General features: G+C 60.9%; 8 protein-coding genes. 5 read left to right on the top strand and 3 right to left on the bottom strand.

The features are described 5' to 3' along the window. Positions 1-270 precede the first annotated feature (270 nt). Both ESZ00_RS18535 and ESZ00_RS18530 read right to left on the bottom strand, forming a co-directional pair. A complete protein-coding gene (locus tag ESZ00_RS18535) occupies positions 271-1491 on the bottom strand; it encodes a PepSY-associated TM helix domain-containing protein (RefSeq protein WP_129209892.1) in 1221 nt (406 codons plus the stop codon). Positions 1492-1951: 460 nt separating this feature from the next. Then, complete coding sequence (locus ESZ00_RS18530; RefSeq protein ID WP_129209891.1) at positions 1952-3181, bottom strand: MFS transporter; 1230 nt, start codon at positions 3179-3181, stop codon at positions 1952-1954. A gap of 157 nt (positions 3182-3338) precedes the next feature. Between ESZ00_RS18530 and ESZ00_RS18525 the strand changes: the two genes are divergently transcribed. From ESZ00_RS18525 to ESZ00_RS18515, 3 genes are all read left to right on the top strand, one after another. Beyond that, positions 3339-4337 (top strand): AraC family transcriptional regulator, encoded by a 999-nt coding sequence (locus tag ESZ00_RS18525; RefSeq protein ID WP_129209890.1) that lies wholly within the window; start codon positions 3339-3341, stop codon positions 4335-4337. Between the two features lie 78 nt (positions 4338-4415). Further along, positions 4416-5411 (top strand): aldo/keto reductase, encoded by a 996-nt coding sequence (locus ESZ00_RS18520; protein WP_129209889.1) that lies wholly within the window; start codon positions 4416-4418, stop codon positions 5409-5411. A gap of 58 nt (positions 5412-5469) precedes the next feature. Beyond that, a complete protein-coding gene (locus ESZ00_RS18515; RefSeq protein ID WP_129209888.1) occupies positions 5470-5871 on the top strand; it encodes a (R)-mandelonitrile lyase in 402 nt (133 codons plus the stop codon). A 138-nt stretch (positions 5872-6009) separates the two neighbouring features. Here the strand turns inward: ESZ00_RS18515 and ESZ00_RS18510 are convergent, their stop codons facing one another. Further along, on the bottom strand, positions 6010-6783 hold the full coding sequence (locus ESZ00_RS18510) for an AraC family transcriptional regulator (RefSeq protein WP_164981622.1): 774 nt from the start codon (positions 6781-6783) through the stop codon (positions 6010-6012). A 369-nt stretch (positions 6784-7152) separates the two neighbouring features. On the opposite strand from ESZ00_RS18510, the gene ESZ00_RS18505 reads away from it, so the two are divergent. Beyond that, entirely contained in the window at positions 7153-9438 is a 2286-nt protein-coding gene (locus ESZ00_RS18505; protein WP_129209886.1) for a TonB-dependent siderophore receptor, read from the top strand. Between the two features lie 417 nt (positions 9439-9855). After that, on the top strand, positions 9856-13389 hold the full coding sequence (locus ESZ00_RS18500) for a TonB-dependent receptor (protein WP_129209885.1): 3534 nt from the start codon (positions 9856-9858) through the stop codon (positions 13387-13389). Positions 13390-13453: the final 64 nt, after the last annotated feature.

Raw genomic sequence — 13453 nt, 5'->3', positions numbered from 1 at the left:
CAAAAGCGATGATTTCATGTATGTTCGATTGTCGTTGGTTCGCGTCTTGACCAGAGTCTATCAAAGCCCTGTGCTGCGTAGAGTTCTCCGGATGATTCGGCGTGCGAGCGGTGGATGGCCGATCCGGAAGTTATATAGGAGTAAACACATCGGCGTTATTTTCAAGATCAGTCCCGACAAACGCCCTTCCTCTTAGTGGCGAAATCTCCGAAGCTGTCTTGTAGCAGAAGGAAAGTCTTGTAGCGGGCTCAAGTGGGCCGTCTTTGCGTGTTAGCTGCGGCGCAGGCGGGGGCGCAGTTTGCGGTTCCAGTACATCAGCACGCCGGTGACGGCGAGCAGGGCGGGGACCAGGCCGAGCAGCACCCAGAGTATTTTCACCGCGATGCCGAGTGCGCCGTCTCCTCCGAAGGAGCCGAAGTGCAGGGTGAAAAAGTACTGGATGATGCGGCGTCCGAGAACCTGGTCGTGCGTATCGCTCTTCTCCAGGATGGCGCCGGTGCGTCCGTCAAAGGAGATGCTGACCATTTTGGAGTAAGGCGCGGCGCCGGTGTAATAGCCGGTCGCGTTGTAGACCGGGTTCTTGCCGGTGGGGATGGTCATGTATCCCAGCGGCGCGTTCTTCGGCAGCAGCGTGTCGACATAGCGGATCGCTGCGTCGATGTCCATCACCGGAGTGTTGGCTGGAACAGCGGCGCGGCTGGCGGGAAGGCTTTCTTTCGTTTCGGCCGGTGATCCGCCGGTTGCGCGGATCACGAGCGTCGAAACCGGTTCCGGAAAGACAAAATAGATGCCGGTGAAGGTGACCAGCAGCAGTGCGGCGCATGCCCAGAAGCCGATGACGGTGTGCAGATCCCAGTTCACGCGCCGCCAGCTTTTTCTGCGGCGCAATACCAGGGCCGCGGTCCAGCGGCGGACACCCGGCCACCACAGCACCAGCCCGGTGAGGCAGAGGAGGAACAGGCCGATGGCCATCCAGCCGTTGATCTTGAGGCCGACGGGCCCGGCGAGCAGGGTGTAATGAAGATTCGAGAGCCAACCCAGCACGCCGCTGTAGCGCATCGCGTCGCCCAGCACCGCGCCCGTGTAGGGGTTGACGGAGACGAGGCGATAGTCGCCGTTCGACGCCTGCGCGATGGGGTGAAGCAGGATGGAGGTCGCCTGCGTGCTCTTGCCTATGTCGAGCAGGGAACTGGCCGTCCAGCCTGGGTGCGTGGTCTCTACCTGGCGGATGATGGCGGCCAGGGGCATGCGCTGCGGAGCCGGAGCGATGTGGCTGATCTGCGGATGCAGGCTGCGGTTGATCTCATCCTGGAAGACGATGGCGCTGCCGCTGAGCCCGATGGCGATGGCGTAAAGCGTGAGCACGATGCCGACCCAGAGGTGGATCTGAAAGAGCGCCCGGCGCAGCCAGGTACGCTGCGGCGCGTAGAGCCATCCGGTATGGGCATGGTGGGCCGGTTGAGAGGTGCGCTCTTCCATCGTGGTAAGCATGTTCGTCGTCCAGACTCTGAGGGATGGAAGGGCTGATTTCCGCCGGTTCCTTCTGGTGCAATGGCGTGTGGGGGTTTCCCGATGGGAGCCCCGGTTCCTCAATCGCGCTTCGGTGGAAGACCACTTTGAGGAGCGTTCACGCTCATAAATCAGTATATCCGACTTAATCAGTCCTATATGAGCGCAGTCACCGCAGGGGATGACGCTATCTCTATTTCCGGCGTAGGTGTGTGAGGCTCCAGTACGTATCCCTATATAGCCACGAGAAAGTGTTGTCATTTCGACCGGAGCAGGACAGCTTTATCGTCCTGCGCAGCGGAGAAACCTGCAGTTCTGCCTGGGCCGGAGAAAACTGCAGGTTCCTCCACTCCGTTCGCCTTACGGCTCTCTCCGGTCGGAATGACAATGCGCAAGATAAGGCGCTCATTTTCTGTCTGGATATAGGGGGGGGGGACACGTTCTAGCTGCCGATGCGTTCGAGTTTGCGCAGGCCGGGGAAGAGGCGCATCCAGGCGAGCGCGATGAGGACGCTGCCGATGCCGCCGAGGATGGTTGCCGGAATCAGCCCGAACCAGGAGGCGGTTACGCCGGACTCGAATTCGCCGAGCTGGTTCGAGGTGCCGATGAAGAGCGAGTTCACTGCGCTTACCCGTCCACGCATCACGTCCGGGGTTTCCAACTGAACCAGGGAAGAGCGCACGACCACGCTGACTACGTCTGCGCTGCCCAGGATCATGAGCAGCGGCATCGAGAGCCAGAGGGTATGCGAGAGCGCGAAGGCGATGGTTGCTATTCCGAAAATGATGACCGCGGTGAACATCTTTCTTCCTGCGCCGCGGTGCAGGGGATGATGCGCGAGGAAGACCGATGTGGTGAGTGCTCCCACGGCAGGTGACAGGCGCAGTAGGCCGAGTCCCCAGGGGCCGGTGTGCAGAATGTCATGCGCGTAGGCGGGCAGGAGCGCCGTTGCGCCGCCGAGCAGAACCACGAAGAGGTCGAGAGAAATGGCGCCGAGGATGTTTTTCTGCTCGCGGATGAAGTGAATGCCGGAGAAGAGGGAGTTGGCCGTCACAGGAGCTTTGCCGGGAACGGCGCGCCGCGGACGGATGGAGATCGAAAGCGTGGAGGCGGTGAGATAGAGCACGGCACAGGCGCTGTAGGGGATGTGCGCGCCGAGCGCGTAGAGCAGGCCGCCGAGTGCCGGGCCCACGATGGAGGCTGTCTGGTTGGCCGATGACGACCAGGCGATGGCCTGCGGCACTAATTCGTCCTCAACAAGGGTGGGGACTAAAGCCTGTGTGGACGGGCTCTCGAAGGCGCGCGCCGCGCCCAGCGCGGCCACGGCGCAGAAGATGCCGACGGGATGGACATGGTGCAGCAGCGTGGCCACTGCCAGCAAGGCGATGGTGACGGACTCGACGACCTGGCAGATGGCGATGATCGTGCGCCGGGGGAATCGGTCGGCGACGTGGCCGACGACCAGCATCAGCAGCAGCATGGGAAGAAACTGCACCAGGCCGACCATGCCCAGAGCAAAGGTGCTGTGGGTCAGGGAGTACATCTGCCAGCCGACCGCGACGCCTGCCATCTGGTAGGAAATCGTCGAACAGACGCGGGCAAGCCAGAACCGGGCGTAGGTGGGTCTGCGAAAAACGGTGCGCGAGCCGAGCGCATCCTGCACTTGGACCATACTTCCAACCTAGCAGACGGAGCGGAGCGAGCCGGTGACGTGTCGAAAAGCGAATGGCGGGATTGGCATGGAGTTTGGCGCGCGTTGCATGATGATCCGGCTGCGAAGCCGCTAGCATGAATGCATGCTCGAGGAAGGGGCAAGGGGAGAGCAGGCCATGAAACGACAATTCCGTATCGCACGCGGGTTGCGTGGACGACTTGAAGAACTGGGCGTTGCGATGCCTGCGGTGCTGCAGCGCGCCGGCCTGCCTCAGGATTTCTTCGAGCAACCGAGCCTCATGGTTTCCACCGATGCTCTCTTTGCGCTGTGGCGCGCCATCGGGGAGGTGAGCAGTCCTCCGTTGATCGGCCTGTCGATCGCCGAGGCACGCCCGGAGCGCTTCAGCCCGAACTCTCTCGCCGCACTTTCGGCGGAAAACTTCGGAGCGGCGGTCTCGCAGCTCGGCCGCTATAAACAGCTCACCTGTCCGGAAGAGCTGGTGCAGGAGACCACCGCTACCGAGTGGCGTGTTGTCTTTCGCTGGCTGCTGGCCGTCGATGCGGAACCACAGGCGCTGGTCGATTCGTGCTTTGCGTGGCTGCTCACGCTCGGCCGTTATGGCAGCGGCACGCCGGTGACGCCGCTTCGCGTGGAGTATGTGCAGCAGCGGAGCCACCAGCGGCTCATCGAGAAGCATTTCGGCTGCCCGGTCATTTGCGGGGCTGCGCGCAATCGCATTGTGTTTCGCGCGGCAGATGCACGCCTGCCCTTCATCACGCGCAATGCGGAGCTGCTCGATATGCTCGCGCCGCAGCTCGAGCAGCAACTGCGCAATGTGCATGGCGAAGACAGTTTTGTCATGCTGGTTCGGCGCGCCATCCAGGAGAGGATGAGCGGACGGCGTCCTGCGATCGACGACATTGCGCGTACCCTGCACCTGAGCCCGCGCACGCTGCAGCGCCGCCTGCAGGAAGCCGGCGTCACCTTTCAGAGTGTGCTCGATGAGGCCCGCCATCAGATGGCGCGGTACTACCTCGGCAACTCCGTGCTGGAACTCACCGAGGCGGCGTATCTGCTCGGCTATGAAGATGCGAACTCCTTTGTGCGCGCCTTTCGCGGCTGGGAGGGTGTGCCGCCGGGGCAGTGGCGGGATGCGCATCGCACCGCTTCGTAAAAGTTCTCTCCTCTCTTCTTCCAACGTCTTCACGAACGTCTTAGCCCGGCGCTGTCCTGCCGGCAACAAGGAGTCACGATGCAAACACGCAAGCTTGGAAACAGTGGACTCGAAGTCTCCGCCCTCGGCCTCGGCTGCATGGGCATGAGCTTTTCCTATGGAGTGGTGCACGACGAGAATGAGATGGTCTCGCTGCTGCACAAGGCTGTCGACCTCGGCGTTACATTTTTCGATACGGCTGAGGTCTATGGGCCGTATACCAATGAGCGGCTGTTGGGCAAGGCGCTTTCGCCTCTTCGCGACAAGGTGGTGATTGCGACGAAATTCGGCTTTCAACTGAAGGCGGACGGCAGCCCCGGCTGGGAAGGTCTGAACAGCCGTCCTGAACATATCAAGGAAGTCGCCGAGGCCTCGCTCAAGCGTCTCAACATCGAGGTCATCGATCTCTTCTACCAGCATCGTGTCGATCCGAATGTACCGATTGAAGAGGTTGCCGGAGCCGTGGCCGACCTGGTGCGCGAAGGGAAGGTCCGCTACTTCGGCCTGAGCGAAGCAGGGGTGCAGACGATCCGCCGCGCGCATGCGGTGCATCCGGTTTCGGCGCTGCAGAACGAGTACTCCCTCTGGTGGCGCAGGCCGGAGGCCGAGGTCATTCCTGTGCTCGAGGAGCTGGGCATCGGTCTTGTGCCTTACAGCCCGCTCGGCAAGGGATTTCTCACCGGCGCGATGAGTGCCGATACCGAGCTTGCCAGCGGCGATTTCCGCAACCAGCTGCCGCGCTTCTCAGTTGAGGCGCGCAGGGCGAACCAGGCTTTTGTCGACCTGCTGGGCCGCATTGCGCAGGAGAAGCACGCAACCCCCGCGCAGATTGCGCTGGCGTGGCTGCTGGCGCAGAAGCCGTGGATCGTACCGATCCCCGGCACGACGAAGCTCTCGCGGCTGGAGGAGAATCTTGGCGCGGCGTCCATCACGCTCAGCGATGCGGACCTGCGCGAGATCGACGAGGCGGTGAAGCAGGTGCCGGTCGAGGGCGACCGGTATCCTGAACACATTGAGCAGATGACCGGCCGTTAACAACGACCACCGGGCGGAGTCTTCAGTCTCCGCCCGGCACTTTGGAAGGAGAACGTCGATGGAGATCAAGCGCGCGGGCTCGCAGCCCTCGGTTACCCCCAACCCTGACTGGTTCACCGGCAAGGTGCGCCTCGACCAGCCGTTCCAGGCCGAGGAGCCAGCGAAGGTTGGCGGCGCATGGGTGACCTTCGAGCCGGGTGCTCGCACCAACTGGCACACGCATCCGCTGGGGCAGACGCTGATTGTGACGGCCGGCCTCGGCTGGGTGCAGCGCGAAGGCGGTCCCGTCGAAGAGATTCGCCCCGGCGACGTGGTCTGGTTTGCGCCCGGCGAGCGGCATTGGCATGGCGCTACGGCTGCTACGGCGATGACCCACATCGCCATCGCCGAAAAGCAGGATGGCCGCGTGGTCGATTGGCTTGAGCCAGTGACCGATGAGCAGTATCTCGGTAGGGTGTAGGGTGTAGTTTTTTGTGATGCTGCCCGTTTTGTGATCTCCCACATCTCGGAAAGACGAGATGTGGGGCACCCGGCGAAAGAGACTGGATCGCGACCAAAGGGAGCGGGTGCCGAAGGCCGTTCGCCCTACGCGCAGCAGCTAGGTGCAGTAACGGCTGGGTAGTGTGCCGGTCACGCGCTTGAACATCGCCGTGAAGCTCCATGCCGTCTCATAACCCACCGCGATGGCGATCTCGATGAGCGGCCGGCCCTCGGCCAGCATCGGAATAGCAGCGAAAGTCCGGATGTGGTCGCGCCATACCTGAAAAGACAGACCTGTTTCCTGGCGGATCAGACGTGCCAGCGTGCGTGTCGAGATGCGCAGGCGGGCAGCCCAGGTGTCGAGCGTGCTGGCATCTTCCGGGCTCCGCGTCAGCATCTGCTCCATGCGCCGCAGACGGGCGTCGCCGAGTGGCGGCAGGCGTACCGGGTCGAGAGGTGTCCAGTCGATCTCTCCCAGCGCCGCGGCGACAATGCGCCCCTCCTGCCCGCGCTCGTCATACTCCATCGGCATGGCGACGATGCGCAGTACCAGTTCACGCAGCAGCAAGGAAACTCCCAGCATGCGCGGCTCGCACGGAGCCGCGGAGGGACAGGAGTCTTCGCGGATATAGAGCGTGCGCATCTCCAGCTCGCCGATGGCGCTGGTCTGATGCACATATCCCGGTGGAAGCCAGACGGCGCGCTGCGGCGGAATGACCCAGCATCCCCGTGTGAAGGTCAGCCGCATGCTGCCCGAGGCGGCATACAGCAGCTGCGCACGGGCATGCGAGTGGGCATAGCCGAGGTATCCGGCCGGATAGGACTTTGCCATGGCCGAAACCGGCCGCGGCGACGCCTGAAGAAGCTCGTGATCTTTGAGTCTGACTGTCATGGCCTGATTCGCGTAGTGCCTGGCGGAATTCGCGGCACACATTACAGAAACTTTCGCTAGTCTAAATCAGACCAATTCAGTCGGATATTGGGCGGCCTCCCGCAGCAGTCTTTTGGCGAAGCACTGCAGGAGGCCGGAGATCGACAACCAGAAGGCTGGCGACCCGTTCATTGTAGCGGTTCGCAATGCCTTCGACCTCTTGAAAGGCAAATTCCCGTGTTGCGAACTGTGCATCGTTTTGTAGTGCTGATCAGTGTTTCCGCGGCTTCTCTTTGCTGGGCAAAACAGCCGAGTGCGGCCTCTACTGCTCTTCCGGCAGAGGCTCCTCTGCCTGTGCCGGCATGTGCTTCTTCGGAGGGGGCGTCGCCGATGGCGTGGTCGGCGACGATTACCGATCACAGCGGCGCGGTGCTGCCCATGGCCAGCGTGGAGCTGTTGTGCGGCGCACAGCAGTTTGCCGCTCGCAGTGCGGGGCCGGGCCGCTTCACCGCCAATGTGGTCCCTGGCGATTACCTGCTGAAGGTATCGGCCGCGGGCTTTGCGCCGATTCAGCAGGAGATTGCGGTGAATGCGCAGGCGGCGAGCCTTACGCTTGCGCTCGATGTGCAGAAGGCCTCGAATACGGTCACGGTGCAGGCCGAGGCCGGGTATGTGGCGACGGACAGCGGCTCGGCGATGAAGATCGACACTCCGCTGCTCGAAACGCCGCAATCCGTCGACGTGATCACGCGCGAGCTGATGGACGATCAGCAGCCGCAGTACCTGAACGATGCGCTGCGCTATGCCGCGGGTGTGAATGCCGAGAATGAAGGCACCTCATCGCAGTTCTGGACATCAAACAGCATTCAGCTGCGTGGGTTTACGCCCGGCATCTTCCTGGATGGCCTCGAAGAAGATCCTGACGGCAACACGCTGCTGGACGCGTATTTTTACCAGCGCATCGAGGTGATGGCCGGTCCCTCGTCAGTGCTTTACGGACAGGCGAGCCCGGGCGGCATCATCAACGTCGAGACCAAGCGCCCGCTTTCGGCTCCGCTGCGCGAGATAGAGCTGGGTTTCGGCAGCTACGGTCACAATGAGCTGAACTTCGACTTCAGCGGTCCGCTGGCGACACGCAAGCTGCTCTATCGCCTGACCGGTGTGGGCTTCAAAGAGGGCTCTCAGACGTGGTTTATCGATCCGCAGCGCGTGGCGATTGCGCCGGCGCTCACCTGGATTCCCGATGACCGTACCAGCCTGACGATTCTGACGAACTACACCTATAACCCGACAGTAGGTGCGATGGCCAATCTCCCGGCCAGCGGCACCGTGCTCTACAACCCGTACGGCAAGGTTTCGCCGGATTTCTATCTCGGCGATCCGAACTACAACCAGACCAAGCAATCATTTCTGGAACTGGGAGATGTCTTTACGCGCAGCTTCGATCACGGCTGGCAGCTTGGCCAGAACTACCGCTTCACATCGAACAAGGATCATGCGCAGATGATCTGGCCGGAAGAGCTGGAGTCGGATATGCAGACGCTCGATCGCTATACGTTCGATCGGCACACGACCTTTACCACTTCGAACTCCGATCAGCGCGTGAGCGAAGTGTGGAACACCGGCAAGGTGACGCAGACCTTCCTGGGCGGTGTGAACTACACCCACTTCGACGAGCACTGGCACTGGGGATCGGGCGATGTGGAGTCGATCAACATCTTCCATCCGAAGTATTACGTTCCCATTGTCGACCCCGCGATTACCGGCTCCGAAGTTGCCAGCTCCGATCAGACCGGCCTCTATTTCCAGGATCAGGTGTCGGTAGGGCATCTGCGCGCTTCGGCCGGCTTGCGTCAGGACTGGTACAAGGTGAACGAAGTTGCTTCCTATGGCTCTATTAACGAGGACCAGAGCAAGTTGACCTGGCGCACAGGTGCGTCCTATCTCCTCGGCAACGGTTTTGCTCCCTATTTCAGCTATACGACCTCGTTCGAGCCCGATCTCAGCCTGGGAGAGAACAGCCAGCCGCTGCCTCCGACAACCGGACGCCAGTACGAAGCAGGTGTGAAGTATCAGCCTGCGAAGCAGAACATGATGCTCACCGCTGCGATCTACGATCTGGCCGAGCAGAATGTGGGCACAACCGACCCGAATAATCCTAATTTCACCATTGCAGTGGGTGAGATCCGCACGCGTGGCGTCGAGCTCTCGGCGCATGCGAGCCTCTCGCATGCACTCAGCTACACGGCCTCCTATACGCATCTGAAGTCGCTGTATGCGAAGTCCGACACTGACGATACGGGCATCGACGGGGTGACCCGGACAACGCAGGATCAGTATCAGTATGGTGTGCCGCTGAACATGGCCTCGCTGTGGTTCGACTACACGCTGCCTACCTCGCTCTTTTGCGGTTTCGGCGGCGGCGCGGGCGGACGCTTTGTCGGTGCGAGCTGGGGCGATGATGTGAACTCGTTCAAGGTGCCGGGCGTGACGCTCTTCGATGCCTCGGCGCACTATGACCTTCCGAGCGATATGCGCTGGCTGCGCGGCACGCGGTTCCAGTTCAATGCGACGAACCTGGGCGACCGCAACTACGTGGCCTCCTGCTACAGCTCGACAGGCTGCTATCCGGGGCTGATGCGCACCCTGTATGGGACCATGCGTTATCGCTGGTAGATTGGATCACACATTGCGAAGAGAGCCAGACTGGCAGAGTCTGGCTCTTTCGCTTTTCCGGTATGTTCGAACTCGTTGCGTGGCGGCCATGCCGTCGACGAGGAGAGCGTTCCCATTGCGGTGGACGATGGTTGCAGACGAGAATCAAACCTCGTCGCCTTGACAACCCTGAAATCGCGGAACTACGATTTTGCCGGATTGTAATCGTATACATAACGGGTTCTGAAATTGCCGCACTTCGGCAATGGCAGGGCTGACACAACGTAAGACCCAAAAAGGCTACGCGTACGAGAACCTATCCGCTGCAGAAATGCATACGTATACATTTCTGCGGATCTGGCGGACGCTTCTGCCTCGCAACGGGTGTAGCGTCCGGCAAAACAAGTGGCAAATGCAGGAAATTTCTGGAGCCAATTCATGTTCAGGCGCAATTTCTATCCATTCTTATCGCGGAATTTATTTTCATTTCTATGCATCGTGGTGGTTGGGCTGTTCACAGTCTCTCCTCTCCTGGCGCAGGTGGACCAGGGCACGATTACGGGAACAGTGACGGATCAGACAGGTGCTGTGGTTCCGTCGGCACAAATCACATTGACCAATAAGGACACCGGCTTTGTGCTGTCGGCAAAGACAGACCAGAGCGGTGTGTATGTCTTCTCGCCGGTGAAAATCGGCAACTATACCGTGACTGCCAACGCCGCGAATTTTCAAAAGGCGACGTTGAACGGCCTTACGCTGAACCTTAACCAGCGCCTGCAGGCCGACCTTACTCTGCAGCCGGGCAGCGCCACGCAGACGGTGACGGTAGAGGCCGGTGCGGCGCAGCTGCTGCAGACGGAAGACTCATCGACCGGGCAGGTGGTGAGCACACAGACGATCAACAACACGCCGCTGAACGGCCGCAATTATGTCTTTGTGGCGCAGCTCGCAGCCGGTGTTGCCCAGTCGAATGGCTCACGCGGCGAAGGGAACGGCGACTTCAGCGCCAACGGCCTGCGCGCCGAGCAGAACAACTTCATTCTCGACGGCGTGGATAACAACTCGAACCTGATCGACTTCCTGAACGGCGCGACCTATGTCGTGAAGCCTCCGCCGGACGCCCTGGCGGAGTTCAAGGTGCAGACCAGCGATTACACCGCGGAGCTCGGCCACTCGGCCGGAGCGGTGCTCAACGCTTCGATCAAGAGCGGTACCAATGCACTGCACGGAAACCTGTGGGAGTACTGGAGAAACGACGCTCTGGATGCCCGCGATTATTTCTCTCTGACCAAGCCCGAGTTTCGTCAGAACCAGTTTGGCGGAACGATCGGCGGTCCGATCATTCCGAACAAGCTCTTCTTCTTTGGCGATGTGGAAGCTACGCGCATCGTCTTCGGTTCGACCGGTACGTACACGGTGCCGACCGCACTCATGCGGCAGGGTAACTTCAGCGAACTGCTGAGCACGAGCCTCACCGGCAACAGTTCGCCGGTAACGCTCTACCAGCCGGGCACTGACGGCAGTACGGTGCTGACCTGCAACGGGCAGCAGAATGTCCTGTGCTCGAACCAGATCAACGCGGTGGCGCAGAAGATCCTGAACATGTATCCGACGCCGAACGCCAACGGCGGCAAGACCTACAACAACTACGTCATCAACACGAATGACATCAACAACACCGTCAGCTGGGATGGCCGCATCGACTGGAACGCTTCGGCGAAGGACCAGGCCTTCTTCCGCATGAGCAACTCGAACCTGCGCGGCAACTATCCGGCGCCCTTCGGTTCGGTTCTCGACGGCGGCGGCTACGGATCGGATGGTCCGTCCGTCAACATGGGCCAGAACTATGTCTTCAGCGAAACGCACGTCTTCAATCCCAAGCTTGTGAACGAATTCCGCTTCGGTTACAACTGGGCTCGCGCGCAGTTCCTGCAGCAGAGCGCGAACACGGATGTGGCTGCGCAGGTGGGACTGGGCGGCATTCCCTACCAGGCCAACAACGGCGGTCTGCCGTCGACGTCGATCAGCGGCATGAGCGGCTTCGGTTCACCGGGCTACTATCCGTCTATCGAGTTTGAGAATGTCTTCCAGGTGCTCGACAACGTCACGAAGGTGCTGGGCAATCACACCCTCAAGGCCGGCGTGAGCATCCAGAGCGTTCGCGTCGCGGTGACGCAGCCGATCAATCCTCACGGTTCTTACGATTACACCGGTTTCTTCACCTCGAACCCTGCTGCCAACTACACCGGCTATGGCGTTGCCGACTTTCTGGCTGACTCCATGTACAGCGCCTCGATCTCGAACTTCTTCAGCGTGCACGATGTGCACTGGTACTACTCCGGCTACGCACAGGACGACTGGAAGGTGCTCCCGAACCTGACACTCAACCTTGGCCTGCGCTACGACTACTACCAGCCTTCGTATGAGGAGAACGATAACCAGGCTTACTGGAATATCGAGTCCATCAACGGTCCGGCCTCGGGCACGGCGCAGTTCCTGCTGCCCAAGAACACCAAGGCCACACTGGCCTCTGCATTCACCGACCTTACTTCGGCTGACAACATTGCGGTGGTCTACAGCAAGAACCGCTCGCTGGCCCTTGGGCAGAAGCTGAACTTCAGCCCGCGTATCGGATTCGCCTTCACGGCGACGCCGAAGTTCGTGATCCGCGGCGGATATGGCATCTTCTTCGGCGGCCTCGAGAGCGTGGGCGCTTCGCCGAATCCCTCTTACAACTATCCGTTCGCTTTCTCGTCGAACTTCACCTCGCCTGCCTGCTCGAATGGCAGCTGCTCGACGGATGGGCTGAGCCTCGATACCGGCTTCTCGGACGCGATCGCCGTGGGCCTGCAGAACTATCTCTCCACGCCTGGACTGGTGGGTGGACAGTTGCAGACCAAGACGCCGTACACCGAGCAGTTCAACCTTACGACGCAGTACGCGCTGACTCCGACCATGACGCTGACCACCGCGTATGTCGGCAACGTCTCGCGTCACCTGCAGGCACTGACGGACCAGAATGCGCCTTATGGACTGGTCGGTCCTTCCGACAGCTCACAGGCAATCCGTCCGTTCTCGAGCTTCGGCGGCGCACAGTACGACCTGTATGAGGGGGTCGGCAGCTATAACTCGCTGCAGGCATCGCTCGAAAAGCACCTCTCGCACAACCTGCAGTTCCTGGCTGCTTACACCTACTCCCACGCGCTCGATGACACGGGTACGCCGCTCGATGGTGGAACGAACATCTATCGCAATGCGAACCTCTATTCCATCGGGAGCGAACTCGCCAGCTCGGACTGGGATGTGCGGCATCGCTTCACGCTGTCGGGCAACTATGCGCTGCCCTTTGGCCAGGGACAGAGATTCCTGAACCATGGCGGCCTGGTGAATGAGCTGGTCGGAGGATGGTCGGCAGATGTGGCCTTCTACGCGCTGACGGGCAATCCTTTCACTGTGAGTCCCAACAACACGGCGGCGGTGGGCGCCAACACGCGCCGCGCTATCCTTACCGGCGATCCCTTTGCCACAGGCGGCTCGGCCGATGCCAGCAATTCCGGCACCAGCTGCGCAGCTTCGACGAAGAGTGTTGCGCACTGGTACAACCCCTGCGCCTTTGCGAACCCGCTCTCCGGAACGCTCATTCCGAATACGCAGACCACGGCCAATCCGACTGGCGACCCCATCACCAACCCGGTGGAAGCTGAGGCGTATCTCGGTGGCGCGCGTAACCAGATCTACGGACCTGGCTATCAGCGCGTGAATATGAGCTTCTTCAAGAACTTCCCGACCATCCGCGAGCAGTACCTGCAGTTCCGCGCGGATGTCTTTAACATGTTCAATACTCCGGCATTCGGCCAGCCGAGTGAGGAGACGAACTCCACCAGCGGCGGTGAAATCACCAGCACGCGCTCGCTGGGCAACTTCACCCCTAACCCGCGATTCTTCCAGCTCGCGGCGAAGTACTACTTCTAAGCTGCTTCGAAGTAGTGCGTAGCAACAGATTGTCATCTCGACCGGAGCGAGACAGTTTCATCGT

The sequence above is a fragment of the Silvibacterium dinghuense genome, from assembly GCF_004123295.1.
GTDB lineage: Bacteria > Acidobacteriota > Terriglobia > Terriglobales > Acidobacteriaceae > Silvibacterium > Silvibacterium dinghuense.
The sequence above is the reverse complement of the archived record's forward strand: the minus strand, read 5'-3'. Positions and strand labels throughout refer to the sequence as shown.

Coding starts and splice junctions, on each gene's coding strand:
- ESZ00_RS18535 (WP_129209892.1), bottom strand. CDS start 1,491: ATGCTTACCACGATGGAAGAGCGCACCTCTCAACCGGCCCACCATGCC.
- ESZ00_RS18530 (WP_129209891.1), bottom strand. CDS start 3,181: ATGGTCCAAGTGCAGGATGCGCTCGGCTCGCGCACCGTTTTTCGCAGA.
- ESZ00_RS18525 (WP_129209890.1), top strand. CDS start 3,339: ATGAAACGACAATTCCGTATCGCACGCGGGTTGCGTGGACGACTTGAA.
- ESZ00_RS18520 (WP_129209889.1), top strand. CDS start 4,416: ATGCAAACACGCAAGCTTGGAAACAGTGGACTCGAAGTCTCCGCCCTC.
- ESZ00_RS18515 (WP_129209888.1), top strand. CDS start 5,470: ATGGAGATCAAGCGCGCGGGCTCGCAGCCCTCGGTTACCCCCAACCCT.
- ESZ00_RS18510 (WP_164981622.1), bottom strand. CDS start 6,783: ATGACAGTCAGACTCAAAGATCACGAGCTTCTTCAGGCGTCGCCGCGG.
- ESZ00_RS18505 (WP_129209886.1), top strand. CDS start 7,153: ATGGCGTGGTCGGCGACGATTACCGATCACAGCGGCGCGGTGCTGCCC.
- ESZ00_RS18500 (WP_129209885.1), top strand. CDS start 9,856: ATGTTCAGGCGCAATTTCTATCCATTCTTATCGCGGAATTTATTTTCA.